The organism is Humitalea sp. 24SJ18S-53 (assembly GCF_050632385.1).
In the GTDB taxonomy this organism is placed as follows: Bacteria; Pseudomonadota; Alphaproteobacteria; order Acetobacterales; family Acetobacteraceae; genus Humitalea.
In genome coordinates, this window is record NZ_CP192599.1 from 4084676 (window position 1) to 4109902 (window position 25227).

A 25227-nucleotide genomic window follows, 5' to 3' on the forward strand; every position below is an offset into this window, starting at 1 on the left:
CACCGGCCGGCTGTGCCGGACTATGGCCTGGCCATGAAAACCCAACGGCCCCCGACAGCACCACCCAAGCGCCCCTTGCCGTCCGCGGCTGGGCGTCGTCAAAACATGTCTAATATGTTATGTTTTCGACAGGTCTGGTTGCAACGATTTCACGTCAGGCCATCCTCCCCATAACGCTCCCCTTCGTATTCTTTTCATAAGCGTTTATGACGCTTGTGTCAGGCGCAGGTCCGCCATGCGCGTAGGACGAGCAGAAGAAACACAATAAGGGGAGAGACCGGCGCATGTCGGGGACAATGACAAAAAGGGCCGTCAAGACAGCCCCGATGACCAAAGAGGAACGGAAGGTCATCCTGGCCTCCTCGCTCGGCACGGTGTTCGAGTGGTACGACTTCTACCTCTACGGGTCGCTGGCAGCCGTCATCGGCGCCAACTTCTTCGGCATGTACCCGGAATCGACGCGCAACGTCTTCGCCCTGCTGGCCTTCGCCGCGGGCTTCCTGGTGCGGCCCTTCGGCGCGCTGGTCTTCGGCCGCCTGGGTGACCTCGTCGGCCGCAAGTACACCTTCCTCATCACCATCGTGATCATGGGCGCCTCGACCTTCCTGGTCGGCATCCTGCCCACCTCCGAACAGATCGGCATCATCGCCCCGGTCGTGCTGATCGTGCTGCGGCTGTTGCAGGGCCTGGCGCTCGGCGGTGAATACGGCGGGGCCGCGACCTATGTCGCGGAACACGCGCCCAATGGAAGGCGCGGCTTCTACACCAGCTTCATCCAGATCACCGCGACGGCCGGCCTCTTCCTGTCGCTGATCGTGATCCTGTTCACCCAGATCGCCGTCGGTCCCGACAACTTCCGCGCCTGGGGCTGGCGCGTGCCCTTCCTGCTGTCGATCGTGCTGCTCGGCGTCTCGGTCTGGATCCGCTTGCAGATGCAGGAAAGCCCCGCCTTCAAGAAGATGAAGGAAGAGGGCACCGGCTCCAAGGCGCCGATCAGCGAGGCCTTCGGTCAGTGGAAGAACGCCAAGATCGCGCTCTTCGCCCTGCTCGGCCTCGTCGCCGGCCAGGCCGTGGTCTGGTACACGGGCCAGTTCTACGTGCTGTTCTTCATCGGCCAGGTGCTGAAGGTCGATCCCTTCACCCAGAACATGCTGGTCGCCTGGTCGCTGGTGCTCGGTTCGGGCGGCTTCGTCTTCTTCGGCTGGCTGTCCGACAAGATCGGCCGCAAGCCGATCATCCTCGGCGGCTGCCTGATCGCCGCCCTGACCTACTTCCCACTGTTCAAGCTGCTCAGCGCGGAGGCGAACCCCGCCCTCGCCGCGGCGCATGCGAACATCGAAGTGCGGGTCCTCGCGAACTCGAACGACTGTTCGTTCCAGTTCAACCCGACCGGCACGGTGACCTTCACCAAGCCTTGCGACGTCGCCAAGGCGGCGCTGGCGCGGGCCTCGGTGAACTACCGGGTCGAACCGGTCCCGCAGGGCACCGTCGCCTCGATCCGCATCGCGGGCGGCGCGCCGATCGTGGCCGGCACGCCGACCTTTGCCGCCGAACTCGCGTCGGCGCTCACCGCCGCAGGCTATCCGGCGGCGTCCAACCCGACTGTCGTGAAGATGAATTCGCCCTTCGACATCTTCCGCGAACAGCCGGCCGTGCTGATCGCCATCATGACCTTGATGGTGATCTACGTGACCATGGTCTACGGCCCGATCGCGGCGGCGCTGGTGGAACTCTTCCCCACGCGCATCCGCTACACGTCGATGTCGCTGCCCTATCATATCGGCAATGGCTGGTTCGGCGGGCTGATGCCGGCGACGGCCTTCGCCATGATCGCGCAGACGGGCGACGTCTACTTCGGGCTTTGGTATCCGATCGTGGTGGCGCTCGGCACCGTGGTGATCGGCATCTTCATGGTGCCCGAGACCTACAAGCGCGACATCTTCAACGATGACGTGACCACCCTGGCGGGGGAGCCGGCGCCCGCGCGCCACTGATCCCACCGCGACCAGACCAACACGGCGGCGCCGGGGGCAACCCCGGCGCCGTTTTGCGTCTTGTTCCCGCCGCAAGGTCGCCACATGCGCCGCCGAACGTCTCCGGGTCACATCAAGGGATGCTTTCATGCGCGTCACGCTCAGCCTCGCCCTCGCCGCCCTGCTCCTGGCCGGCTGTTCCAACATGAACCGCACGCAACAACGCGCCCTGTCGGGTGGTGCGATCGGCGCGGCCGGCGGTGCCGCCGTCGGCGCGCTGACCGGCGGCTCGCTGCTGACCGGCGCCCTGCTCGGCGGCGCCGGCGGCGCGGCCATCGGCGCGGTCACCGCCCGCTGAACCACCGCTTGGCGGCGCGCCTGTCCTGCGCGTAACGTCCGGAACCAGCCAAGGCCGGATCGGCAACGGTCCGGCTTTTGCTTGTCATACGGCCAACCGCCCATGATCCTCCTCGGGTCATGCCCGAAGGAGACCACCGATGCTTCGCCGCACCATCCTCGCCAGCACCGCCGGCGTGCTCGCCACCCCGGCCCTCGTCGGCGCCCAGGCCCTGCCCCGCATCACCATCGGCATGAGCGGCTGGACCGGCTTCGCCCCCCTGACCCTGGCCGAGGGCGCCGAGATCTTCAAAGCCAATGGCGTCGAGGTCACCACCCGCTTCGTCCCCCAGCGCGAACGCAACCTGGCGCTTGCCTCCGGCGCGCTGAACTGCGTCGTCACCACCGTGGACACGATGATCCAGTGGTCCAGCGCCATCCCGCTGGTGCAGGTGCTGGTGCTGGACCGTTCGCGCGGCGGCGACGGCGTCGCGGTGCGCCCGGCGATCAACACCTGGGCCGACATGCGCGGCAAGACCATCGCGGTCGATGGCGCCGGCACCACGCCGTATTTCGTGCTGGCCTATATGCTGCGCGAAAATGGCATGAGCATCCGCGACGTCCAGACCCCCACCCTGGCCCCGCAGCCCGCCGCCCAGGCCTTTGTCGCCGGGCAGTTCGATGGCTGCTCGACCTACGAGCCCTACCTCTCCCAGGTCCGCGGCATGGGCCCCAGCGGAAAAATCCTGGCGACCACGCTGGATTACCCCTGCGTCGTCGATACCCTGGCCTTCCAGCCCGCCTTCATCGCCGCCAATGCCGATGCCGTGCGCCGTGTCGTCGCCTCCTGGTTCGCCGCGCTCGACATGATCCAGCGCGACCCCACCCGGTCGAATGAAATCATGGGCCGCCGCGTCAACCAGACCCCGGAAGCCTTCGCCGCATCCGCCCAGTATATCGAATGGCTGGACCAGGCGAAGAACCGCGAATACTGGTCCGGCGGGCTGCTGCCCTTCGCCAACAAGGCGCATACCGTGCTGCGCGAGGTGAACGTGTTGCGCGCCGATGTGAACGTGCCGGCGCTCTTCGACGACCGTTTCATCCGGGCCTGATGCAGCCACTTCGCCCGGTCGGCCAGCCGACCCGGATCGCCCTTGGCATCGCCTTCTTCGCCGCCTTCCTCGCGGCCTGGTCGGTGGTGACCTATGGCGGGCTGGTGCCGCCGCTGTTCCTGGCCTCGCCGGGCAAGACCCTGGAGGCGGGCTGGGCGCTCTTCACCCAGTTCGGTTTCGCGGGCGACATCGCGATCACCATTTTCCGCGTCGTCGGCGGATTTGTCGTGGCCGCCGTGATCGCGGTGCCGCTCGGCCTCGCCATGGGCGCTTTCAAACCCATCGAGGCCCTGCTCGAACCCTTCGTCTCCTTCGCCCGCTACCTGCCCGCCTCCGCCTTCATCCCGCTGCTGATCCTTTGGGCAGGGGTGGATGAGGCTCAGAAACTGGCCGTCATCTTCATCGGCAGCGTCTTTCAGATCATCATCATGGTCGCCGTCGTCGCTGGAGCCACAAGGCGCGATTTGGTCGAAGCCGCCAGCACCCTCGGCGCCCGTTCCCGCGGCATCGTGCTGCGGGTCATCATCCCCTCCGCCGCCCCCCAGGTGGCCGAGACCCTGCGCCTCGTCCTCGGCTGGGCCTGGACCTACGTGATCGTCGCCGAATTGATCGGCGCGCAATCCGGCATCGGCCACATGATCATGGACAGCCAAAGACTGCTCGACACCGGCCAGATGATTTTTGGGATCGTCACCATCGGCGCCATCGGCCTCGTCACCGATTTCCTGGTCAAGGCGCTGAACCGCCGCCTCTTCCCCTGGGCGGTGATCTGATGTCGGACAAGGTCCTTTCCATCGCCGGCGTCACCCGCACCTTTCCGGCCCAGGGCGGCGGCACGCCGACCCTGGCGTTGCAGCCCACCGACCTGACCATCACCCCCGGCGAATTCGTCGCCATCCTCGGCCCCTCCGGCTGCGGCAAATCCACCCTGCTGCGCATCGTCGCGGGGCTGGACCGCCCGACCGCGGGCCAGGTCACGCTGGATGGCGTGCCCGTCACCGGCCCAGGGCCGGACCGTGGCATGGTGTTCCAGTCCTACACCCTGTTCCCCTGGCTGACGGTCGAACAGAACATCCGCTTCGGCCTGCGCGAACGCGATGTGCCGGAAGCCGAACAGGCCGAGATCGCCGGCCGCCTGATCGCCCGCACCGGGCTGCGCGGCTTCGAACGGCACTGGCCCAAGCAACTCTCCGGCGGGATGCAGCAGCGCACCGCCCTGGCCCGCGCCCTCGCCAACGACCCCGAGATGCTGCTGCTCGACGAGCCCTTCGGCGCGCTCGACCACCAGACCCGCGAATTGATGCAGGAACTGCTGCTGGAAATCTGGCAGGGCGACCGCAAGACCGTGCTCTTCGTGACACATGACATCGACGAGGCGGTCTTCCTCGCCACCCGCGTCCTGGTCATGTCGGCCCGCCCCGGCCGGGTGAAGGCCGTGGTGGATGTGCCCCTGCCCTATCCGCGCGACTGGACCGTGAAGACGTCACCGGAATTCGCCAGCCTGAAGGCAAGGTTGATGGGGGAGATCAGGGAGGAAGTGCGCAAGGCGGCCGCCGGGTAGTTGTTGCGCCATCGCAGCGCCTGCGGTTAGGTCCGTGCCGGAACGGAGCAAGCCCCATGCGGCGCGTCCTGTTGGTCCTCCTGCTGGCGATGATCGCGCTGCCCACAAACGCGCAGACCGCCCGGCGCGTCGCTCTCGTGGTCGGCAACGGCGCCTACCAGGCCGTCCCCCGACTGCCCAATCCCGGCCGCGACGCGCAGGATGTGGCGCGCGTCCTGCGATCTCTCGATTTCTCCGTCCAGATCCTGGAACACGCCGACCGTCCGACCGTGGAGGCCGCTCTACAACGCTTCAGCCGCGCCGCCGCCGGGGCTGAGATCGCAGCCTTCTTCTTCGCCGGACATGGGATCGAGGCGCGGGGCGAGAACTTCCTCATCCCGGTCGAGGCACGCCTCGGCTCCGTCAACGACCTGGATTTCCAGGCCATCGCCGTGACATCGGTGCTGCGGGCGATGCAGGGTGCGCAGGCACGCCTGCTGTTCCTCGACGCCTGCCGTGACAATCCCTTTGCCGTCAATATGCAGGGCCTGTCAGGGAGCCGCTCCCTGGCGCGCGGCCTCGCCAGGGTCGAAACCGCCGATCTCGGGACGCTGATCGCCTTCGCCACCGCACCCGGCACCGTCGCGGCTGATGGGAACGAGCGAAACAGCCCCTTCACCACGGCCTTGGTCCGCCATCTGGCGGAGCCTGGCCTCGATATCCGCCAGATCATGACCCGCGTCCGGCGCAGCGTGGTGGAGGCCACCGGTGGACGGCAGGTGCCCTGGGACAATTCGTCGCTCGTGTCGGACGTTGTGCTGCGCGCACACCAAGGCGGCCAGCAAGCGCCAGCACCCACGACCCAGCCGGCGGTGCTCCCTACGCTGCGCCCGCCGGGCACCGCCGCGGGGCGCGACAATTGGGCCGTCGCACGGCGCGTCGCGGCGGAGCGCGGCATTCCCTTGCCGCGCGACATTCCGCCCGGCAATGCCGAACGCGCGGGCAGCCTGGGGCACTGGGTCGGCGCATGGGGTGCTGCGGAGCGCTGGAACCGCGTCGGCCGCCATCAGATGATCATCATCCCGCGGGTCGACGAAGCGAACGGCACGGCGGAGGTCATCTACGCCCAATCAGGACCGACCGAACGGTCCCACGATCCGACGCGCCCCGGCACATTCAGGCGGTTCGTCGGGCGGGTCACGGCGGAGGCTCTCACCTTCACGGGGCCATGGACGTTTCGCATGTCCTGGCAGGGACCGAACAGTGTGATGGTGCATGGCACGCCCCCGCCAGGCGAACCGGGCCTCACCCCGATCGTCGTCCACGTACCGCGGGTCGAATAGCGCTCGCAACCTCGTCAAGTCGCCTTACGCCGAAACACGACGCTCTGGATATTGGCAGACCCGGGGACCACGACCAACGCGACTTCGTATCCGGAGGCCGGGGCATACTGGATACGATTCTGCACCACCACGAACAGCCGCTCCAACAGCGGGTTCAGAAGCTCCAGCACCACGGCGACCGAGCGTGTGGACTCACCCGTGCTCGGATCCACGCTGTTGGGACCGACGACGATGACCTGGCCGCCGCGCTCCGCCACGGCCGTCAGCCATGTGTTCAGCCGCGGTGGAATGCTGTCCGTCCTCGGCTGCGGCAAGGGCCGGACGACGATGCGCGTCGTGCGGTCCGCCATCGCCCGCCGGAGCTGCGTGTCGAAGGCGTCGCTGTCGATCATGTCGATACTTGCGACCGAGGCATGATCCGGCGGCGGCGGGGCCGGTGACTGGCAGGCGACCGCCAGCAAAAGCGATCCGAGCAACAGGCCGCGCCGCAGGCGTCGTGGTGTCCAGGGCATCGGAGTGTCTCCCACGCCCGGTGGCCAAACGGCCCGCCCGTTTTATTACGACACCGGGAGGATCAGTGTCGCGCAAGGTGTCGGGCCTTGCGAGTCGGATTGTGGATCCTGGACGGAAACGACGGCGATGCCGCCGTTACCGCACCCCGCATTCCGTCAGCACCGACGACGGATTCCCCTGCGCCCGCTGCGCCGCCTGCGCCACCCGCATCGAATCCGCCGCCGGCAGGGTCCGCACCAGGCAGGTGCCAAGCCCCGTCAGGTCGGTGATCGCGATTCCCCCCGACCGGCAGGACATCGCCGCCCGACCGACCCGCTGGCAGAACTCGCTGCCGCCATTGCCCTGCGTCGCGGCACCACCGCCACCCAACCCGGGAATGCCACCCGGCAGTTGCGGCAGCCCCTGGCCCATCGCCGGCCCCGCCGCCAACACCACCGCCATCATCGCCATCCGTCGCATGCCGTGCCTCCCGCTGAATGCGCGCGGACCCTCCTCCATCGCGCGTGGCCGGGTCAACCACAGGTGACGCCGGCCGATCCCGCGCTATGTAACCTGCATGATGATCGCCCCAGCCATCCCCCGCACCGCCCTCGTGACCGGCGGCGCCCGCCGCCTTGGCCGCGCCATCGCCCTGGCGCTGGCCGGGGCGGGCTTCGACGTCGCCATCCATTTCTCCACCAGCGACCAGGACGCCGAGGCCACGGCCACCGACATCCGCGCCCTCGGCCGCCGCGCCGTCACCCTGCGCGCCGACCTGACCCAGGAAGCCGACACCACCGCCCTGCTGCCCGCGGCGACCGCCGCCCTCGGCCCCATCGGCGTGCTGGTGAACAACGCCAGCACCTTCGAACGCGACGAGATCGCCGACGCCACCAGGGCCACCTGGGACCAGCATATCGAACCGAACCTGCGCGCCCCCTTCGTGCTCACCCAGGCCTTTGCCAGCCAATTGCCCGATGTGGCCGAAGGCGTGGTGCTGAACATGATCGACCAGCGGGTCTGGTCGCTGACCCCGCATTTCGTCTCCTACACCGTCTCCAAGGCCGCGCTCTGGACCCTGACCCAGACCCTGGCCCTGGCGCTGGCCCCCCGCATCCGGGTGGTCGCCATCGGCCCCGGCCCGGCCGTGCCATCGCCCCGCCAATCCCAGGCGCAGTTCGACGCGCAATGCGCCTCCGTCCCCCTCGGCCGCGGCACCAGCCCCGACGAAGTCGCGGCCGTCGCCCTGGCCTTGCTGGCCATGCCATCCTTCACCGGCCAGATGATCGCGCTGGATGGCGGCCAGCATCTGCAATGGGCAGCGCGGTCGATTCATGGCATGCCTGAGGAATGAGCATCCCCTTCGCGCCCGACGCCGACGCCGGCATCCGCCGGGTTTTCGTTCGCGGCCTGACTGTCCTTGCCCGGCTGGGCGTCTATCCGCAGGAACAGGTGGCCCCGCAGCGGCTGATCCTGGACATCGAACTGGCGGTCACCGACGAACACGCGCCCGACGGCATCGGGCCGGACCGCCTGGCCCGGGTGGTGGACTACGCGGCGGTTGTCGCCGCCGCCCGTCGCATCGTCGCCGACGGCCACACCCGGCTGGTCGAAACCCTGGCCGAACGCATCGCCGTCGCGGCGCTGGACGATCCGCGGGTGCTGGTCGCCCGGGTGACCGCCGCCAAGCCGGATATCCTGCACGACGCTTCTTCCGTTGGGGTGACGGTCGAACGGCGACGACGCGCCGGGGTTGCGGAAACGCCAAAGCCGCAACCGGACTGACGTCGCATCGATCACGTATCTTTCGGCATGGCATCAGCAACTTGCGGTCGGCACAGCCGCCCCCGCCCGCAATTCATCCACCGTGCTCCCTGGCTGCAACGACGGTATCATTCCAGTCAATCGCAACTTACATCTTGACGAGCGAGTTTCGTGGTTTCGGATGTTTATTCAACGAAATCAATGATTTGGTTTTTTGCTTAATTGCGTGGCAACCTGCTGTTACCGGCAGATGACATGGACTCCCGGGGGTTCCGCAGCATTCCGCCCACAGACTTATCCACAAGGTTCGGGGATAACAGGTGCCGGAAATAGGCAGCGCCTTGCGGCCGCCCCCAGGCACTAGTATCGCCCTGCCCATGCCCATCGACGCCCCCCCGCCGGACGCTGCCCCCGTGGCGCTGCCCCCGGGACTGCTGGGCGCCGCGGTGCTGATCGCCGCCCTGCCGAACCTGCCGCCCGGCCCGGGTGTGTATCGCATGCTCGATGCCGCCGGCGCCGCGCTCTATGTCGGCAAGGCGCGGGCCCTGCGCAAACGCGTCGCCGCCTATACGCGTCCCGCCCGCCTGCCCGAACGCCTGCGCCGCATGGTGGCCGACACCGTGTCGCTGGAGGTCATCACCACCAAGAGCGAGGCCGAGGCCCTGCTGCTGGAGGCCAACCTCATCAAGCGGCTGCGGCCGCGCTTCAACATCGTCCTGCGCGACGACAAGTCCTACCCGTGGCTGGTGCTGACCGAGGCGCATCCCTACCCCCAGATCGCCAAGCACCGGGGCGAGAAGAAGCCCGGCGCCTCCTACTGGGGGCCATTTGCCAGCGCCTGGGCGGTGAAGCAGACGGTGACCGCCCTGCAGCGCGTCTTCCTGCTGCGCTCCTGCCGCGACACGGTCTTCTCCACCCGCTCCCGCCCCTGCCTGCTGTATCAAATCCGCCGCTGCTCGGCGCCCTGCGTCGGCCGCATCAGCCAGCCCGACTACGCGGAACTCGTCCGCCAGGCGAAGCTGTTCCTGTCGGGCGAAACCCCCTCCATCCAGAAGAAACTGGCCGCCGAGATGGAGGCCGCCGCCGAACGCATGGAATACGAACGCGCCGCCGCCCTGCGCGACCGTATCCGCGGCCTGACCCATATCCAGGGCACCGACCGCATCAATTTGGATGGCATGGGGGACGCCGATGTGGTGGCGCTGCACCAGGCCGCCGGGCAATCCTGCGTGCAGGTGTTCTTCTACCGGGGAGGCCGGAACAACGGGAACCGGGCCTTCTTCCCGGCCTATGCCCGCGGCGACGTGCCGCCCTCGCAGGTCATGGGCGCCTTCCTGGCGCAGCTCTACGACGACATGCCGCCGCCCCCGCTGGTGCTGGTCAGCCACGACCCCACCGACGCCCCCCTGATCGCCGAGGCCCTGGCCCTGCGCGCCGGCCGGCGCGTCGAACTCCATCGCCCCCAGCGCGGCGACAAGGCCCGCGCGGTCGAACACGCCGAGACCAACGCACGCGAGGCCCTGGAACGCCGCCTGGCCGAAGGCACCGCCCAGACCGCCCTGCTGGAGGGCGTCGCCCGCGTCTTCGACCTGGCCGAGCCGCCCGCCCGCATCGAGATCTACGACAACAGCCACATCCAGGGCACCAGCGCCTATGGCGTGATGGTCGCCGCCGGCCCCGGCGGCTTCATCAAATCCGCCTATCGCAAATACGCCATCAAGGCCGCCGGCCCCGTCGGCGGCGGCGACGACTTTGCCATGATGCGCGAAGTCTTCGAGCGCCGCTTTGGCCGCGCGCTGAAGGAAGACCCCGGCCGCGACGGCGAATCCTGGCCCGACCTCGTGCTGATCGACGGCGGCCTCGGCCAACTCAACGCGGCGCGTGAGGTCCTGGCCGAACTCGGCGTGGACGACATCCCCCTGATCGGCGTCGCCAAGGGTCCCGACCGCGATGCCGGGCGCGAATGGTTCCACATGGCCGGGCGCGCGCCGATCCAACTGCCGCCGCGCGACCCCGTGCTGTATTATCTGCAACGCCTGCGCGACGAGGCGCATCGCTTCGCCATCACCACCCACCGCGCCGGCCGGTCCAAGGCGATGGTCAAATCCGAGCTGGACGACGTGCCCGGCGTTGGCCCCGCCACCAAGCGCGCCCTGCTGAACCATTTTGGTAGCGCCCGCGGCGTGCGCCAGTCGTCGCTGGAAGACCTGGCCCATTGCCCCGGCATCGGCCCCGCGACGGCCCGCCGCGTCTACGAGCATTTCCACCCGGGCGCCGAGGCGGCTACAAGCAGTGCGACCTGAGGGCGCGAGCATTTGCCGACCGACCTGCCGAACCTGCTGACCCTTTCGCGCATCGCCGCCATCCCGCTGCTGGTGGTCCTGGCCATGCTGCGCCAGCCCTGGGGGGATCTCGCCGCCTGCGCGGTCTTCGCCATCGCCGCCATCACCGATTACTTCGACGGCAAGCTCGCCCGCGACTGGCAACAGACCAGCGATTTCGGCCGCATGCTGGACCCGATCGCCGACAAGCTGCTGGTCGGTGCCGCGCTGATGCTGCTGGCCGGCAACGGGCACCTGTCCATCCTGGGCCTGGTCCCGGCCATCGTCATCCTGCTGCGTGAGATCCTGGTCTCCGGCCTGCGCGAATACCTCGCCTCCCTGCGCGTCGGCCTGCCGGTCACGCCGCTGGCGAAGTGGAAGACCGGCGTGCAGATGGGCGCCCTCGGCGTGCTTCTCGCCGGGGACTCGGCGGCCCCCCTGGTGGGCCTGGGCTGGCTGCCGCTAAACTTCCTTGGGGAGGCCGGTTTATGGGTCGCGGCCGGGCTGACGCTCGTCACCGGCTGGGACTATTTGACCGCGGGGCTGCGCCATGCCGGCGCCGCAACCAAACCCTGACCAAATGACATGCGGGCGCCTTCGGCGCCGCGACCAGATATCTTCGGGGCGCCCTTGGCACCCCGACGAAATACACCACGGGGCGCCCTTGGCGCCCTGACGAAATACACCAGAGGGCGCCCTTGGCGCCCTGGCCCCGACGCCGCATCTTGGCGATGCTACGCCCTGCCGGAGAGCACCATGATCCGTACCCTCGCCATTGCCTCGGCGGCCCTTGTCCTTGCGGGATGCACGGCGCGCGACGAATTCGACCCCTGGGGCCAGCGCGGCGTGATCCGCCCGGAAAACAGCGCCACCCTGGCGCGCGTCACCGGCGGCTCGCCGTCCTTCACCCCCCTGCTGCCCGAAGAGGGCAATGTCTGGCCGGTCGAGGAAGCCCCCCGCGCCACCCTCCTGAACCTTGAGGACCAGCAGCGCGGCATCCAGCCCGGCAATGCCGCCATGATCCCGCCGCCGCAGCAGTTGTTCCGCCAGGATGCGGTGGAATTCCAACAAGGCAGTTCGCAGGTCGCCCCGCCCATGCCGCCGCCGACCCGCGAACGCGCGCCGGCGCCGACGCAGCCGCTGCCGCCGGTGCTGAACATCTCGCCGCCGGCCACCGACCGCCTCCGCGCCCTGCCACCGGCGACGCCGCCGGCTGGTGGCGTGACTCTGCCGCCGGCGCTGAACATCTCCCCGCCGACCAATGACCGCGTCCGCACCCTGCCGGGCGGGGCCACCGTCGTGTCGCCGCCGGGCAGCCCCTCCACCTTCACCACCCCGGGCGGCGGCAGCGGCATCGCCGTGCCGCAGGGCCCCGATACCCTGCTGATCGGCCCGGGCGGCCGCATCCGCCAGGTGCCGGGCCAATAGGCGCCGTATGCAGATCCTCTACTTCGCCTGGCTGCGCCAGCGCACCGGCATCGCCGAGGAATCCGTGGCCCCGCCCCCCGGCGTCGCCACCGTCGCCGAACTGATGGCCTGGCTCGCCACCCGCACCCCCGGCCATGCCGCGGCCTTCGCCAACCCGGCCCAGGTGCGCGCCGCGCTGGACCAGGATTTCTGCGGCCCGGACACGCCCCTCGGCACCGCGCGCGAAATCGCCTTCTTCCCCCCCGTCACCGGCGGCTGACGACATGCGCCCGACCGTCAAGGTCCAGGCCGAACCCTTCGACATCGCCGCCGAAACCGCGCGGCTGGCGGCCGGCCGCAATGACATCGGCGCCATCGCCAGCTTCATCGGCCTGTGCCGCGCCGATGACGGTCTGGCCGGCATGGTGCTGGAACACTGGCCCGGCGTCACCGAACGCGCCATCGACACCATCGCCTACGACGCCATGGCGCGCTGGCCACTGACCGGCTGCACCATCATCCATCGCCATGGCCTGATGCGCCCGGGCGATGGCATCGTGCTGGTCCTCGCCGCCTCCGGCCACCGCGCCGCGGCGCTCGATGCCGTGGCCTTCCTCATGGACTGGCTGAAGACCAAGGCGCCCTTCTGGAAGCGCGAGGAATTTTTGGACGGCAGCCACCGCTGGGTGGAGGCCAAGGCCGAGGACGACGCCGCCACGGCCCGCTGGACCCAGGGTTAAACCATGCCATCCCGGCTGCTGGCCATCGCGGCGGGCGGCCTGCTGCTGGTCTGGCCCGCCCTGTGGAACGGTTTTCCGATTGTCTTCAGCGATACCGGCGCCTTCCTGCACCAGACGCTCGGGCCGCTGATGATCTGGGACAAGCCCTGGATCTACGGGCCGCTGCTGCACCTGTTCCATGAGCGCATCACCCTTTGGCTGCCGCTGGCGGCCCAGGGGCTTTTGGTATCCTGGCTGCTGTGGCTGACCCTGCGCAGCCTGGGGCGGGCGACCCCTGCCCGGCATGTGCTGGTCTGCGCGGCACTGGCGGCGCTGACCACGGCGCCGTTTTCCACCGCCCTGCTGATGCCTGACATTCTTGTGGTGGCGGTGGTCCTGCCCGCCTTCCTGCTGGGCTGGGGTTTTTGGGCGCTGACCACGGCCGAACGCATCGGCGTGGTGCTGGCGGCGACGGTCGCGACCGCGAGCCACCTGTCCTTCCTGCCCCTCGCCGCCGGGCTTGCCGTCATCGCCCTGGCTGGCGGCATCCCGGCCGGGCTGCGCGCCGCCCTGCCGCTGGTCCTGGCCATCGGCCTGCTGGCCACCACCAACCGCATCGGCCACGGCACCTGGTCCGTCTCCCCCCACGGCAGCACCTTCCTGCTCGCCCGGCTGATCGCCGACGGCCCGGCCGCGCGCACGATCTCCGACCGCTGCGCGGCGAATGATCCGGGCTGGTATCTCTGCGCCTGGGCCGGCCGCCTGCCGGTCGATTCCGACGTCTTCCTCTGGGCGCCCGACAGCCCGGTGAACCGCGACGCCACCGGCCAACCCCGCTTCCTGGGCGGAGCGCTGCTCTCGCCCGAGGCCCGCACCATCGTCGCTGAAACCATCTGGCGCGAACCCTGGGCCGTCACCCGCGCCATCCTGGTCAATACCGCCGAACAACTCGTCACCCTGCGCCCCGGTGACACGCTGGTCGCCGATCACCTCGCCCTGGCGCTCCGCCCCCAGCTGGAGGGTTTTTCCGCCCGCGAGACCGCGCGCTTCGACGCCAGCCTGCAAGCCCAGGGTCGGCTGGCGGCGCCAGAACTCCCCTATCCCGCGCTGGTGCTGCTCGCCCTGCCGCTGCTGCTGTGGGGTGCCTGGCGCGCCAGTGACCGTGGCCCGGCCATGCTCGCAGCCATCATCCTCGCCGCGCTGATCGGCAATGCCGCCGCGACGGGGGGCCTCTCCAAACCGCACCACCGCTACCAGGCCCGCATCGCCTGGCTGCTGCCCTTCGCCGCCATCGCCGTGCTGCTGCCGCGGCGGGTGGAAAAGACATGATCTGGGCCGTCGCCGGCGCCGCGCTGCTGTTGCTCTGGCCGGCCGTGCTGAACGGCTTTCCGCTGGTCTTCATCGACACCGTCTCTTTCCTCGCCCAGACGATCGTGCCGCGCATGGCCTGGGACAAACCGATGGCCTATGGGCCGTTCCTGCACCTGGGGCATTGGCAGGTGTCGCTCTGGGGGGCCGCCGCCTTGCAGGCGCTGGTGCTGTCCTGGCTGCTCTGGCTGGTGCAGCGCGCGGTCCTGGGCCGTATCACCCCCGCGGCGCATCTGCTGGCGGTCGGGCTGCTGGCGGCGCTGACCGCGCTGCCCTGGTTCGCATCCACCCTGATGCCGGACGTGTTTGCGGGCGTGACCGTCCTCAGCCTCTGGCTCCTGGCATTGGGGCGCCTGTCGCGGGCGGAAGGCTGGGCCATGCTCGCCCTCGGCGCCTTCGCCGTCGCCGTGCATCTGTCGCACCTGGTCATCGCGGCGGCCGTCATCGCCGGGGTGCTGCTGCTGACCTGGCGATTGCGGCCCGTGTTGCGCGCCACCGCCCCGCTCGCCATCGCGCTGGTCTTCCTGCTCGTCTCCAACGGCATCGGCCATGGCCGCTTGGCCATCTCCCCCTATGGCGCAACCTTCGCCCTGGCGCGGTTGCAGGCGGATGGCCCGGCAACGGCGCTGCTGCGCGCGCGCTGCCCCGACGCCGGCTGGTATTTGTGCGGCTTCGTCGATCGCCTGCCGATGGACAGCGACCAATTCCTCTGGGACCCGGCCTCCCCCGTCGCCCGCGACGCCGCGGGCAACACGCGCCCCATGGGCACGGTGCTGATCGCGGCCGAAGCCGCCCAGATCGTCGCCGCCACCCTGCGCGCCTATCCGCTCGAGGTCCTTCGCGCTGCCGCCCAGAACCTCGCGCGCCAACTCGTCACCTTCCGTGTCGGCGATACGCTGGTGTCCGATCACCTGGACGTCTCCGCCCGCATGATGGTGGCCGAGGGTTTTTCCGCGCGGGAACTCGCCGCCTTCGATGCCGCGATGCAGATGCGCGGCGCGTTGCCAGCGGTGGCCGAACCCCTTCTCTGGCCGCAGGCGCCGGTCGTCGCGCTATCGCTGGTCATCGGCCTATGGGCGGCAATTTCCGCGCGGGGCACGGCGGCCCAAAAACTCTTCGCCTGCGTCCTGCTCGGGATTCTCGCCAATGCGGCGGCGACCGGCGCATTGTCCAAGCCGCATCACCGCTACCAGGCACGCATCATCTGGCTGCTGCCCCTGGCGGCGGGCTTGTTGATGGCGCGGCGGTTGGCGGGGGAAGACTCCCCCGCCCTTCCCGTCACACGCCCAGCCGAGAAACCTCGGCCGGCGTCATCCGCACCAGCGCGTCATAGTCCTTGATCAGCGTCTCGGTGATCGCGCCCGGCGTGTACTGATAATCGGCGATGCAGCGCACCGGCGTCACCTCGGCCGCGGTGCCGGCCAGGAAAACTTCGCTCGCCCGGGGCATTTCATCGGCCTTGATGACACGCTCCACCACCGTCATCTGACGCTTGCGGGCCAGCGCCATCACGGTGCGGCGGGTGATCCCGTCCAGGAAGCAGGTGGGCGTCGGGGTATGGATTTCGCCGTCGAAGACAAAGAACACATTGGCCCCGGTGGCCTCCGCCACGTCGCCCTTGTAGTCCAGCATCATCGCGTCCGAAAAACCCTGCGCCTCGGCCTCGTGCTTGGACAGGGTGCCGATCATGTACAGCCCGGCGGCCTTGGACGCCGTCGGCGCGGTATCGGGCGCCGGGCGGCGCCACTTGGCCATGCCCAGCCGCACGCCCTGCATCCGGTTGTCACCGAACAGGTTCGGCCAGGCCCAGACGGCGATCGCCAGGTGGATCTTGGTGGCCTGCGCGCTCACGGACAATTGTTCGGTGCCGCGCCAGGCGATCGGGCGCACATAGGCGTCAACCAAGCCGTTGCGGGTCAAGGCTTCCTGGCAAGCGGCCGAGATGACCTCCTGCGAATGGGGTATGTCAAACCCGAGCAACCGCCCCGACTCGACCAGCCGTGCGGTATGCTCCGCCAGCTTGAAGATGTTGCCGTTATACGCCCGTTCACCCTCGAATACGCCGGAGGCGTAATGCAGGCCGTGGCTCAGGACATGCAATTTGGCGTCGCGCCAGGGGATGAACGCGCCATCCCACCAGATGAAACCGTCGCGATCGTCGAAGGGAACCAAGGCCATGAAAAAGCTTCCTTCCAAAAACTAGGAATGTTTTTGCCGCATTCGGAGTAATTTTATTGCGTCAACTAGCCCAAGCTAGACCCTATCCACCAAAAGTGTCAAACATACTGACCCAACCGGACAACATGCCTCCCATGCCAGACGGCAACAGCAGACCCCCTTCAACCACCCCGCGCGGGGGCGCGGCCCATGGATCACCGGGCGCCGGACAGGATTTGCTGTTCCTGCGGGAAGAGGAACTGCGCGCGGCGCAGGACCTGATGTTCTTCGGCTATCGTGACTTCACCGCCGGCGCCGACGCCATGTTGGAGGAGATGGGCCTGGGCCGCGCGCATCACCGCGTGCTGCATTTCGTCGGCCGCCATCCCGGCATCACCGTGGGCGACCTGCTGGGCATCCTGGCCATCACCAAGCAGTCCCTCGGCCGCGTGCTGACCCCGCTGATCGAACAGGGGCTGATCCACCAGGCCCCCGGCCGCCACGACCGGCGCCAACGCTTGCTGACCCTGACCGAATCCGGCCTGGCGCTGGAACGCCGCCTGTTCGAACGCCAGCGCGACACGGTGATGGGCGCCTATCGCGAAGCCGGTCCCCAGGCGGTGGACGGCTTCCGCCGCGTGATGCGCGGCCTGATGGGCCCGCAGGCCCGCGCCGCCCTGGATCGTGCCCGCCGCGATGGACCTGGACGATGAGCGACGCCGATACCGCCAGCCAGCCGCATCTGCTGGTGCCGCACCTGCTGGTCGTGGACGATGACGACCGGCTGCGCGTGCTGCTGCAACGCTTCCTCGGCGACCAGGGCTTTCGCGTCACCGGCGCCCAGGACGCCGCCGCGGCCCGCGCGGCACTGGCCTCCGTCGCCTTCGACCTGGTGGTGCTGGATGTGATGATGCCCGGCGAAAGCGGGCTGGAACTGACCCAGGCGCTGCGCCGCGACGGGCTGGACGTGCCCATCCTGATGCTGACCGCCGCCGGCGCGCCGGATGACCGGATCGCCGGCTTCGAAACCGGCGCCGACGATTACCTGGCCAAGCCCTTCGACCCCCGCGAATTGGCGCTGCGGATCCGCACCATCCTCAAGCGCGCCGCCCCCGCCGCGCCCTCTCCGGCGATGTCGGCGCCCCCGGTACAGCTCGGCACCCATTGGTTCGACGCCGAACGCGGCGAATTGCGCAATGCCGAGGGCAGCGTGCGCCTGACCGGTGGCGAGGCCGCCCTGCTCGCCGCCCTCGCCCGCCGCGCCGGCGATATCCTCAGCCGCGAGGAAATCGCCGTCGCCCTGTCCATGCCGGACGCCGGCGAACGGGCGATCGACGTGCAGGTCACCCGCCTGCGCCGGAAAATCGAAACCGACCCGCGCGAGCCCCGCTTCCTGCAGACCATCCGCCACCGGGGCTACGTGCTGCGACCCGGTCAATGAAGGCGCCCACGTCCTGGCTGCGAAGCCTGCTGCCGCGGGGCCTGCTCGGCCGCAGCCTGCTCATCATCCTGACGCCGCTGGTGGTGTTGCAGGCGATCGCGCTGCAATTGTTCTACGGCAACCACCTGGACGTGGTGTCCCGCCGCCTGGCCCATGCCGTCGCGGGCGATGTCGGCATGGTGGTCGAATTGCTGGAACGCTTCCCGCAGGACGCCGACCGCGGCTGGGTCTTCCGCGAGGCCGCCTGGCGGCTCGACCTCTCCCTGGCCTTCGAGGCCGGGGCGACGCTCGGCCCCGCATCCCAGCGCAACGTGGCGCTGCCGCTGCTGCCGCTGGAGCAGGACCTGGACGTCGCGCTACGCGAACGCGTGGGCCTGCCCTTCGACGCCGATTGGGCGTCCGACCCCCGCTCGGTCATCATCCGCGTCGCGATGCCCGATGGCGTGCTGCATGTGGAAGCCGCGCGCAAACGCCTCTTCACCACCACGCTCTACCTGTTCGTGCTGTGGCTGGTGGTCTCCGGCATCCTGCTCTTCTCGCTGGCCGCGGTCTTCATGAAGAACCAGGTCCGCTCGATCCGCCGCCTCGCCGAAGCCTCCGAAGCCTTCGGCATGGGGCGCGACCAGGGGCCGATGAAGCCCGAGGGCGCGCTGGAGGTGCGCCAGGCCGCCGCCGCCTTCAACCAGATGCAGGGCCGCATCCGCCGCTTCGTCGCCCAGCGCACCGACCTGCTGGCCGGCATCAGCCACGACCTGCGCACGCCGCTGACGCGGATGCGCCTCGGCCTCGCCATGCTGCCGGCCGATGCGCAGGAAGACGCCGCCGCCCTGACCCAGGATGTCGAGGAGATGGAGCGCATGGTCGCCGCCTACCTCGCCTTCGCCCGTGGCGAGGGGCAGGAGGCACCAAAACCGGAAAACCTGGTGCCCATCGTGCAGGACCTGGCCGCCCGCGCCCGGCGCGATGGCGCCCAGGTGGCGGTCTCCGCCCCCGCCGACCTCGTGCTGCCCTTCCGCGCCGATGCGATGCGGCGCTGCCTGGGCAATCTGCTGGACAATGCCCGCAAGCACGCGCGCCGCATCGCGGTGGAGGTCACCGCCGTCCCCCTGCACGCCGGCGGCACGCCCGCCTGGGCCGTCGTCACCGTGGACGACGACGGGCCGGGCATCCCGGAAGCGCAGCGTGAGGAAGCCTTCAAGCCCTTCGCTGCCTTCTCGGCCGGCGGCACGGGGCTCGGGCTGGCCATCGCACGGGACATCGCCCGCGCACATGGCGGCGATGTGGTGCTGGAGGACGCGCCGCTGGGCGGGCTGCGCGCCCGGGTCAGGCTACCGGTTTAGAGCATTTTCAAGTCAGGTGGACTCACCTGACGACTCGGAAAATGCGTCAAAACGACAGTCTAGACCAATCAAGCCGCGGGCTTGGACTGGTCGACCATCTGCTTGACCTCGTCCATCGCCTCGGCGAAGCGGCGGTTCAGCAGGCCCAGCGCCTCGGAATTGGACTTCTGGATCAGCTCGGCCAGTTCCTTCATGTTCGACACCGCGTGCTCGTAGGTGCCCTTGAACATCTCGGCCTGGCGGGCGGCCTTGTCCTGCGGCGCCGGCGTCGCGGTCATCGCGCGCATCGCCTCGGACATTTCGGTCATGGATTGCTGAAGGATTTCCATGTGCCGGCGGGCAACCGCCTGGGCGCCTTCCATGGCAATCTTGTTCGCGGCGGTCAGCGCATCAAGGTTGCGCTTCTGGGCCGCGGCCAGGGCGTCGAGGTCGGGCATGGCCGGCATCTTGAACTCGCTCATCATTTTCATGATGTCCATATCGGGTTTGAAGGGCTGCATGGCGACGAACTCCCTGACTGGTTGTTCATTACTCCATATCGCAGTGCAGCATCCAGTGACATTGCGTTTGATCAATCTTTACCCTCAGGGCTGGATCGGCTCCGCCGTAAGGGTCATCCGGTCCCCATCCGGCAGCCGCAGGCTGCGCGCCAGGCCCTCGGCGCGGTCCAGCGCCTTATCCAGGGCCGCCATCGTCGCCGACAGATCGACGCTGTCATCCTTCCGCCAGGCCCGCATCGCGGCCAGCCAGACCCCCGCCATCCCGTTCACCCGCACGGCACCCAGCGCGCCATCGGCGGCGATCCCGGCGGCCTCGGCCATCCGTGCCATCGACACCGGCAGCAGCGGCACGATGGCCAGCGCGGTCAACGGATCGCGCGGCAATTCCTCCATCAGCCGCAGGATGCCCGCCCGCCCCGGCTGCAAGGCGTCGAAGCGCCGCATCAGCACATCAAACACCCGCTCCCGCGGGCTGCCGCCGCCATCGGGGATGGTGCCGTCGATCACCACCCGGTCCACCACCGACGCATGCCGCGCCAGCAGCAGCGCCCGGATGGGGAAGCGCGCCCGCAGCCCCGCCGCCGAAACCCCCGCCTCGGCCGCGATCGCCTCGATCGTCGCCCCGCGCCAGCCTTCCGCCGCGACCACCCGCCACAGCGCCTCCAGCAGCGCCGCATCGGCCAGCGGCGTGCCGGGATAGGGCGGTGCGGCGAAGGTCGCGATGTCGTCGGAGGGCGTCATGGGCAGGTATCCTACTGTCGCCCCGCATATCGGGGCGCCAAGCCTTGGCCGTAAGGGGGGCCTCAGCCGGCCAGTTCGCGCGACCGGGCCGTGGCGGCGGCGATCGCCTGGTCCATCAGCGCCGGCCAGGCGTCGCTGGCCATCAGCACCGCCAGCGCCCGTTCGGTGGTGCCCTTGGGGCTGGTGACGGCGCGGCGCAGGGCGGCGGCATCCTCCGTGCTCGCGCCCAGCAGCGCGCCCGATCCCGCGACCGTGGCGCGCGCCATGCGGCGCGCCAGGTCCTGCGGGATGCCCTGGGCCACCGCCGCGGCCTCCATCACCTCGGCCAGCAGGAAGACATAGGCCGGCCCGCCGCCCGATACCGCCGTCACCGGGTCGATCAGCGCCTCATCCTCGACCCAGGCGACTTCCCCGATCGCCGACAGCAGCGCATCGGCCAGCGCCCGGTCGGCCGCCGTCGCGCGGGGGCCGGGGCAGCCCACGGTAAACCCCTGGCGGATCGCGGCCGGCGTATTCGGCATCGCCCGGACCACCCGCGCCGCCCCGCCCAGCGCCGCATCCATCGCCGCGATGCTGCGCCCCGCCATGATCGAGATGAACACCGCACCTTGGGCAAAGCGGGCATAGGCCGGCAGGGTCGCCGGCGCCTCCTGCGGCTTGATCGCCAGCACCACCGCGCCGGGCGCGAAGCCGGCCGGGATCGACGCCGCGTCGGGGACCAAGGTCACCCGCCCGTCAAACCCGGCCGCCGGATGCGGGTCCACCACCACGCAATCGGAAAGCCCTTGCTCCAGCCAACCGGCCAACATGGCGCCGCCCATCTTGCCGCAGCCGACAAGAAGCAGGGGAGGAAGGGTCAGGGTCATCGGGCGGGCCTCCGGCGGTTTCCCCCCGTCTGCCGCGCCATCACCCCCGCATCAAGCCTCCCCGACGCACTCCAGCATCGCCGCGGCCAAGGCCTCGGCCGGCGGCTTGCCGCCCCAGAGCACGAACTGGAACGCCGGGAAAAACCGCTCGCATTCGGTGATGGCGATATCGACCATATCCTCCAGGCTCTCCGCCGAGGCGCCACCGGCCCCCCGCAGCAGCACCGCATGGCGGAACACCGGCACGCCATCATCCGCATCGATACCGAAATGCCCGATCCAGAGCTTCTCATTCGCCAGCGCCAGCAATTCGAACAGCGGCCCGCGCCGGTTCGGCGGCACCTTCAGGTCGAAGGCGCAGGAGAAATGCATCGCACTGATCTCCGACGACCAGGAGAACCAGAGCGCGTAGTCGCACCATTTCCCGGGTGCCTCGGCGGCCATTTCCGAATCGGACGCGCGTTCATGCGTCCAGTCATTCGCCCCGAGAATCTGCTCCAGAACATCGAGCGGATTATGGGCGTGGTCGGTTTCCAGGCTGAGATGAGCAGACATCAGCATGCCTCCAGGCCAAGGGGTGACCCGCTCGCCCCCCGGCCCAACGCCCGGCCCGATTCCTCGGCCCCGGTGCGTCAGTCCGACCCCTGGGGGCGAATCGTGGCGGCACCCACAATTGGTAGATACCGCAGCGCGGAATCAGCGCGCAAGAGAGAGAGGGATAAAGCTGTCGATGACCGTTGCGCAATGCGCTGGCGCTTTGGCGCCAGCCGAGGCCCATCGTCACCCGACGGCCGGGCCAGCAGGCGCCGCCCCGTCCCGGTTGTTCCGGCCGGCGAGAAGCGCGATCACTTCGTCATGCAACATCTTGAAGGCGGTCACCGCTTCAAAGGCTCGCTCCACCACGAGCGCAAAGTCCAAGTTGATGCCATAGGTGTTTCTTTCGCGATGCCGGAAGGACCTGACCTTGTCCAAAACAGCATGGCATTCGCCAGAAATCACGGCGCCACGCACCGCCGGGTATGGATGCGCCATCCTGCGAAGCAAGGCGATATGCCAGCCCTCGGCATGGGTCACCGCGACCCCGTCCAAATCCGCGGCCAGCCGTGCCATGACACGCTCGCACCCCGTGTAGATCTTCTCCGCCGCGGAGGCACAAATAAGTGTTGCCTCCCATTTTTCCTGTGGGTCGGCAGGCGGGTTCAATGCATCGAGATGGGCAAGCCGAACAGAAAGATACTGCGCCTCGATGCCGATTTCGAAGAACTCGTTCTCGACATCAACGTAGCTCGGATGCATCGACCGCCCCTTCCACGAAATGCGGCAGCTTCCAGGGCGGCAACTCATCAAGATAAATCACATCAAATGAAAGACCCGACAGCACATCTTCAACCAGGCCCTCGATCGCATACTTCCGATCCCGCGGGCAGGATGTAACCAGAAGATCAATGTCGGAGTGAATCCCAAACCCCCCCCGGGCCAAAGACCCTGTCACGACCACCCGCACATCAAGCTCCGCAAGGGCCGCAGTTGCCGCCCGCGCCGCGGCAACAGCCCGAATACGGTGCTGATCCAGCGCCATTCCGTCGCCCTTGGCCATCACCAACCGCTCCTGACCGCAGGCTACTCGCAACGTGGCATCGTTCAACTCAGGCCCCATCATCCAGCCCATCGAAACCCGGCACCGGCACCACCACCCCCAACCGGGCCTCCAGCGCCGCCACCCGCGCCTCCAGCGCCTCGGCCTGTTCCCGCGCCAGGCGGGCGACCTCCATGGCCGCGTCCAGTTCTTCCCGCTTCACCAGCCCCAGGCGCTGAATCGCGGCCTCGGTCTGGGCCTGGACCATCGCCTCGGCCTCCGCCCGCATGCCCGCCATCATGCTGACAGCCCCGCCCGCCATGCCCGCCAGATCGTCGAAGAACTTTTTCCCGCCGGTGCCGCTCATGTCCTGCTCCTTGCCGCTGCTTCGCACCCCGCCCTATACCGCCCGCGGCGCGTAAGGACAGGGTTTGGCATGTATCTGGTCACGGGCGGCGCCGGCTTCATCGGGTCGAACATCACAGCGGCGCTCTGCGAGGCGGGGCAGGAGGTCCTGGTCTGCGACCGCCTGCGCGACGGCGCCAAGTGGCGCAACCTCGCCAAGCACCGCATCGCCGGGCTTTTGGCCCCGGACGACCTGCCGCGCTACCTGGATGGCGTGCCGAAACTGGATGCCATCATCCACATGGGCGCGATCAGCGCGACCACGGCGACCGATGCCGATCTGGTGGCCCATACCAACCTGACCCTGACCTTGAAGCTCTGGGACTGGTGCGCGGCGCATGGGGTGCCGCTGATCTACGCCTCCTCCGCCGCGACCTATGGCGATGGCGACCAGGGCTTTTCCGACGATTCCTCCGAAGCCGCCCTGGCCCGTCTGCGGCCGCTGAACCTCTATGGCTGGTCCAAGCACGCCACCGACCGCCGCATCATGGATCTGCTGGCCCGCGGCCGCCGGGCGCCGCCCGCCTGGGCCGGGCTGAAGTTCTTCAACGTCTATGGGCCGAATGAGGCGCACAAGGGCCGCATGGCCTCGGTCGTGGCCCATAAATACGCCCAGATCGCGCAGGGCGAACCCGCGACCCTCTTCGCCTCCGACCGCCCCGGCATCGCCGACGGCGACCAGAAGCGCGATTTCGTGCATGTGCGGGACTGCGTGGCGGCGGTGCTCTGGCTGCTGAAGAACCCCCGCGCCAAGGGCCTGTTCAACATCGGCAGCGGCCAGGCCCGCAGTTTCCTCGACCTGACCCGCGCCATCTTCGCCGCGTTGAACCGCAACGCCGATATCCGCTTCGTGCCCATGCCGGAGGATCTGCGCGGCAAGTACCAGTATTTTACCGAGGCCCCGCTCGATCGCCTGCGCGACGCCGGCTACGACCATCCCCCAACATCGCTGGAGGATGGCGTGGCCGACTACGTCCAGAACTTCCTGACGCAGCCCGATCAGCACCGCTGATGCTGCCCGTCATCGCTTTCCCCGCGATCGACCCGGTGGCGCTCGCCATCGGGCCGTTCCAGATCCGCTGGTATGCGCTGGCCTATATCGGCGGCATCGTCCTCGGCTGGCGCCTGCTGCGCCGCCTGGCCGCGCGCGAACCCGTCGCCGCCGATGCGCGCCAGATCGACGATTTCGTCACCTGGGCGACCCTCGGCATCATCATCGGCGGTCGCCTCGGCTACGTGCTGTTCTACCGCCCCGGCGCCTATCTCTCGGCACCCTGGGAAGCCTTGTACGTCTGGCAGGGCGGCATGTCCTTCCACGGCGGCGCCTTGGGCGTGATCGTCGCGACGCTGTGGTTCTGCAAACGCGAGAACATCCCGGCCCTGCGTTTCGGCGACCGGCTGGCGGTCTGCGTGCCGATCGGGCTCTGCCTCGGACGCCTGGCGAATTTCATCAATGGCGAGTTGTGGGGCCAGATCACCGACGTCCCCTGGGCCATGGTCTTCCCCGGCGCCGGCCCCTATCCGCGCCATCCGTCGCAACTCTACCAGGCGGGGCTTGAGGGCGTGCTCCTCTTCGCCGTCCTCCTCTGGCGCGCCCGCAGCCCGGACGTCCTGGCCCGCACCGGCTACCTGACCGGGTTGTTCCTGGCCGGCTACGGCGCTGCCCGCATCCTGGGCGAGGTCTTCCGCGAACCCGACGCCCACCTGGGCTTCCTGATGGGCGGGCTGACCATGGGCCAGATCCTGTCGATCCCGATGGTGATCATCGGGGTCTGGCTGATGCGGCGCAGCCGGGCGTGACGCCCACGGCGGAGCCACTCGACCCA

The 25227-nt window shown here is 69.0% G+C and carries 30 protein-coding genes; 20 read left to right on the forward strand and 10 right to left on the reverse strand.

The features are described 5' to 3' along the window. Positions 1-326: 326 nt before the first annotated feature. The 6 genes from ACQW02_RS19415 (at position 327) to ACQW02_RS19440 (ending at position 6304) form a co-directional block, all read left to right on the forward strand. Positions 327-1994, forward strand: coding sequence for an MFS transporter (locus tag ACQW02_RS19415; RefSeq protein WP_431281560.1), 1668 nt, complete (start codon positions 327-329; stop codon positions 1992-1994). 127 nt (positions 1995-2121) lie between these two features. Beyond that, the gene (locus tag ACQW02_RS19420) at positions 2122-2331 is read left to right on the forward strand and encodes a hypothetical protein (protein ID WP_431281561.1); all 210 of its coding nucleotides are present in this window, start codon (positions 2122-2124) and stop codon (positions 2329-2331) included. 139 nt (positions 2332-2470) lie between these two features. Then, entirely contained in the window at positions 2471-3421 is a 951-nt protein-coding gene (locus ACQW02_RS19425; RefSeq protein ID WP_431281562.1) for an ABC transporter substrate-binding protein, read from the forward strand. Next, positions 3421-4194: an ABC transporter permease gene (locus ACQW02_RS19430; RefSeq protein WP_431281563.1), complete on the forward strand. Its 774-nt coding sequence runs from the start codon at positions 3421-3423 to the stop codon at positions 4192-4194. The genes ACQW02_RS19425 and ACQW02_RS19430 overlap by 1 nt, the downstream gene beginning before the upstream one ends. Then, entirely contained in the window at positions 4194-4982 is a 789-nt protein-coding gene (locus ACQW02_RS19435) for an ABC transporter ATP-binding protein (protein ID WP_431281564.1), read from the forward strand. The genes ACQW02_RS19430 and ACQW02_RS19435 overlap by 1 nt, the downstream gene beginning before the upstream one ends. Positions 4983-5038: 56 nt before the next feature. Beyond that, positions 5039-6304 carry a caspase family protein gene (locus ACQW02_RS19440; RefSeq protein WP_431281565.1) on the forward strand — a complete coding sequence of 422 codons (1266 nt, stop codon included), beginning with the start codon at positions 5039-5041 and terminating at the stop codon, positions 6302-6304. A gap of 14 nt (positions 6305-6318) precedes the next feature. Here ACQW02_RS19440 and ACQW02_RS19445 read toward each other — a convergent pair whose 3' ends face one another. Beyond that, a complete protein-coding gene (locus ACQW02_RS19445) occupies positions 6319-6816 on the reverse strand; it encodes a hypothetical protein (RefSeq protein WP_431281566.1) in 498 nt (165 codons plus the stop codon). 136 nt (positions 6817-6952) lie between these two features. Further along, entirely contained in the window at positions 6953-7276 is a 324-nt protein-coding gene (locus ACQW02_RS19450; RefSeq protein ID WP_431281567.1) for a hypothetical protein, read from the reverse strand. 97 nt (positions 7277-7373) lie between these two features. Between ACQW02_RS19450 and ACQW02_RS19455 the strand changes: the two genes are divergently transcribed. The 9 genes from ACQW02_RS19455 to ACQW02_RS19495 all read left to right on the forward strand — a co-directional run bounded on the left by ACQW02_RS19455 (position 7374) and on the right by ACQW02_RS19495 (position 15715). Next, positions 7374-8150 carry an SDR family oxidoreductase gene (locus tag ACQW02_RS19455; RefSeq protein ID WP_431281568.1) on the forward strand — a complete coding sequence of 259 codons (777 nt, stop codon included), beginning with the start codon at positions 7374-7376 and terminating at the stop codon, positions 8148-8150. Then, positions 8147-8581: a dihydroneopterin aldolase gene (gene folB / locus ACQW02_RS19460; RefSeq protein ID WP_431281569.1), complete on the forward strand. Its 435-nt coding sequence runs from the start codon at positions 8147-8149 to the stop codon at positions 8579-8581. Before ACQW02_RS19455 ends, folB begins: the two co-directional genes overlap by 4 nt. Positions 8582-8937: 356 nt before the next feature. Then, positions 8938-10863 (forward strand): excinuclease ABC subunit UvrC, encoded by a 1926-nt coding sequence (gene uvrC / locus ACQW02_RS19465; protein WP_431281570.1) that lies wholly within the window; start codon positions 8938-8940, stop codon positions 10861-10863. A 12-nt stretch (positions 10864-10875) separates the two neighbouring features. Next, positions 10876-11457, forward strand: a complete 582-nt coding sequence (gene pgsA, locus ACQW02_RS19470; protein ID WP_431281571.1) for a CDP-diacylglycerol--glycerol-3-phosphate 3-phosphatidyltransferase — start codon at positions 10876-10878, stop codon at positions 11455-11457. 180 nt (positions 11458-11637) lie between these two features. Beyond that, entirely contained in the window at positions 11638-12309 is a 672-nt protein-coding gene (locus ACQW02_RS19475; protein ID WP_431281572.1) for a hypothetical protein, read from the forward strand. Between the two features lie 7 nt (positions 12310-12316). Next, positions 12317-12568 (forward strand): molybdopterin converting factor subunit 1, encoded by a 252-nt coding sequence (moaD, locus tag ACQW02_RS19480; protein ID WP_431281573.1) that lies wholly within the window; start codon positions 12317-12319, stop codon positions 12566-12568. A gap of 4 nt (positions 12569-12572) precedes the next feature. Next, a complete protein-coding gene (locus tag ACQW02_RS19485; protein ID WP_431281574.1) occupies positions 12573-13028 on the forward strand; it encodes a molybdenum cofactor biosynthesis protein MoaE in 456 nt (151 codons plus the stop codon). Between the two features lie 3 nt (positions 13029-13031). Further along, positions 13032-14336, forward strand: a complete 1305-nt coding sequence (locus ACQW02_RS19490; protein WP_431281575.1) for a hypothetical protein — start codon at positions 13032-13034, stop codon at positions 14334-14336. Continuing rightward, positions 14333-15715: a hypothetical protein gene (locus tag ACQW02_RS19495; RefSeq protein ID WP_431281576.1), complete on the forward strand. Its 1383-nt coding sequence runs from the start codon at positions 14333-14335 to the stop codon at positions 15713-15715. Before ACQW02_RS19490 ends, ACQW02_RS19495 begins: the two co-directional genes overlap by 4 nt. Here the strand turns inward: ACQW02_RS19495 and ACQW02_RS19500 are convergent. Beyond that, on the reverse strand, positions 15654-16553 hold the full coding sequence (locus tag ACQW02_RS19500) for a branched-chain amino acid aminotransferase (protein WP_431281577.1): 900 nt from the start codon (positions 16551-16553) through the stop codon (positions 15654-15656). The two genes, ACQW02_RS19495 and ACQW02_RS19500, sit on opposite strands and share 62 nt — an antisense overlap. A gap of 260 nt (positions 16554-16813) precedes the next feature. On the opposite strand from ACQW02_RS19500, the gene ACQW02_RS19505 reads away from it, so the two are divergent. The 3 genes from ACQW02_RS19505 to ACQW02_RS19515 are packed head-to-tail and all read left to right on the forward strand — an operon-like array spanning position 16814 to position 19313. After that, positions 16814-17245: a MarR family winged helix-turn-helix transcriptional regulator gene (locus ACQW02_RS19505; RefSeq protein ID WP_431285931.1), complete on the forward strand. Its 432-nt coding sequence runs from the start codon at positions 16814-16816 to the stop codon at positions 17243-17245. Next, complete coding sequence (locus ACQW02_RS19510; protein ID WP_431281578.1) at positions 17242-17973, forward strand: response regulator; 732 nt, start codon at positions 17242-17244, stop codon at positions 17971-17973. The genes ACQW02_RS19505 and ACQW02_RS19510 overlap by 4 nt, the downstream gene beginning before the upstream one ends. Further along, entirely contained in the window at positions 17970-19313 is a 1344-nt protein-coding gene (locus tag ACQW02_RS19515) for an ATP-binding protein (RefSeq protein ID WP_431281579.1), read from the forward strand. The genes ACQW02_RS19510 and ACQW02_RS19515 overlap by 4 nt, the downstream gene beginning before the upstream one ends. 68 nt (positions 19314-19381) lie before the next feature. Here ACQW02_RS19515 and ACQW02_RS19520 read toward each other — a convergent pair whose 3' ends face one another. The 7 genes from ACQW02_RS19520 to ACQW02_RS19550 all read right to left on the reverse strand — a co-directional run bounded on the left by ACQW02_RS19520 (position 19382) and on the right by ACQW02_RS19550 (position 23363). After that, the gene (locus ACQW02_RS19520) at positions 19382-19888 is read right to left on the reverse strand and encodes a phasin family protein (RefSeq protein ID WP_431281580.1); all 507 of its coding nucleotides are present in this window, start codon (positions 19886-19888) and stop codon (positions 19382-19384) included. 9 nt (positions 19889-19897) lie between these two features. After that, on the reverse strand, positions 19898-20554 hold the full coding sequence (locus ACQW02_RS19525) for a TetR family transcriptional regulator (protein WP_431281581.1): 657 nt from the start codon (positions 20552-20554) through the stop codon (positions 19898-19900). 62 nt (positions 20555-20616) lie between these two features. Beyond that, on the reverse strand, positions 20617-21420 hold the full coding sequence (proC, locus tag ACQW02_RS19530) for a pyrroline-5-carboxylate reductase (protein WP_431281582.1): 804 nt from the start codon (positions 21418-21420) through the stop codon (positions 20617-20619). A 51-nt stretch (positions 21421-21471) separates the two neighbouring features. Then, positions 21472-21975 carry a YbjN domain-containing protein gene (locus ACQW02_RS19535; RefSeq protein ID WP_431281583.1) on the reverse strand — a complete coding sequence of 168 codons (504 nt, stop codon included), beginning with the start codon at positions 21973-21975 and terminating at the stop codon, positions 21472-21474. 225 nt (positions 21976-22200) lie between these two features. Continuing rightward, positions 22201-22716: a hypothetical protein gene (locus ACQW02_RS19540; protein ID WP_431281584.1), complete on the reverse strand. Its 516-nt coding sequence runs from the start codon at positions 22714-22716 to the stop codon at positions 22201-22203. After that, positions 22697-23017 (reverse strand): nucleotidyltransferase domain-containing protein, encoded by a 321-nt coding sequence (locus ACQW02_RS19545; protein ID WP_431281585.1) that lies wholly within the window; start codon positions 23015-23017, stop codon positions 22697-22699. Before ACQW02_RS19545 ends, ACQW02_RS19540 begins: the two co-directional genes overlap by 20 nt. Positions 23018-23066: 49 nt before the next feature. Continuing rightward, positions 23067-23363 carry an accessory factor UbiK family protein gene (locus ACQW02_RS19550; protein ID WP_431281586.1) on the reverse strand — a complete coding sequence of 99 codons (297 nt, stop codon included), beginning with the start codon at positions 23361-23363 and terminating at the stop codon, positions 23067-23069. 69 nt (positions 23364-23432) lie between these two features. Between ACQW02_RS19550 and rfaD the strand changes: the two genes are divergently transcribed. Further along, positions 23433-24413, forward strand: a complete 981-nt coding sequence (rfaD, locus tag ACQW02_RS19555; protein WP_431281587.1) for an ADP-glyceromanno-heptose 6-epimerase — start codon at positions 23433-23435, stop codon at positions 24411-24413. Beyond that, entirely contained in the window at positions 24413-25201 is a 789-nt protein-coding gene (gene lgt / locus ACQW02_RS19560; RefSeq protein WP_431281588.1) for a prolipoprotein diacylglyceryl transferase, read from the forward strand. Before rfaD ends, lgt begins: the two co-directional genes overlap by 1 nt. Positions 25202-25227: the final 26 nt, after the last annotated feature.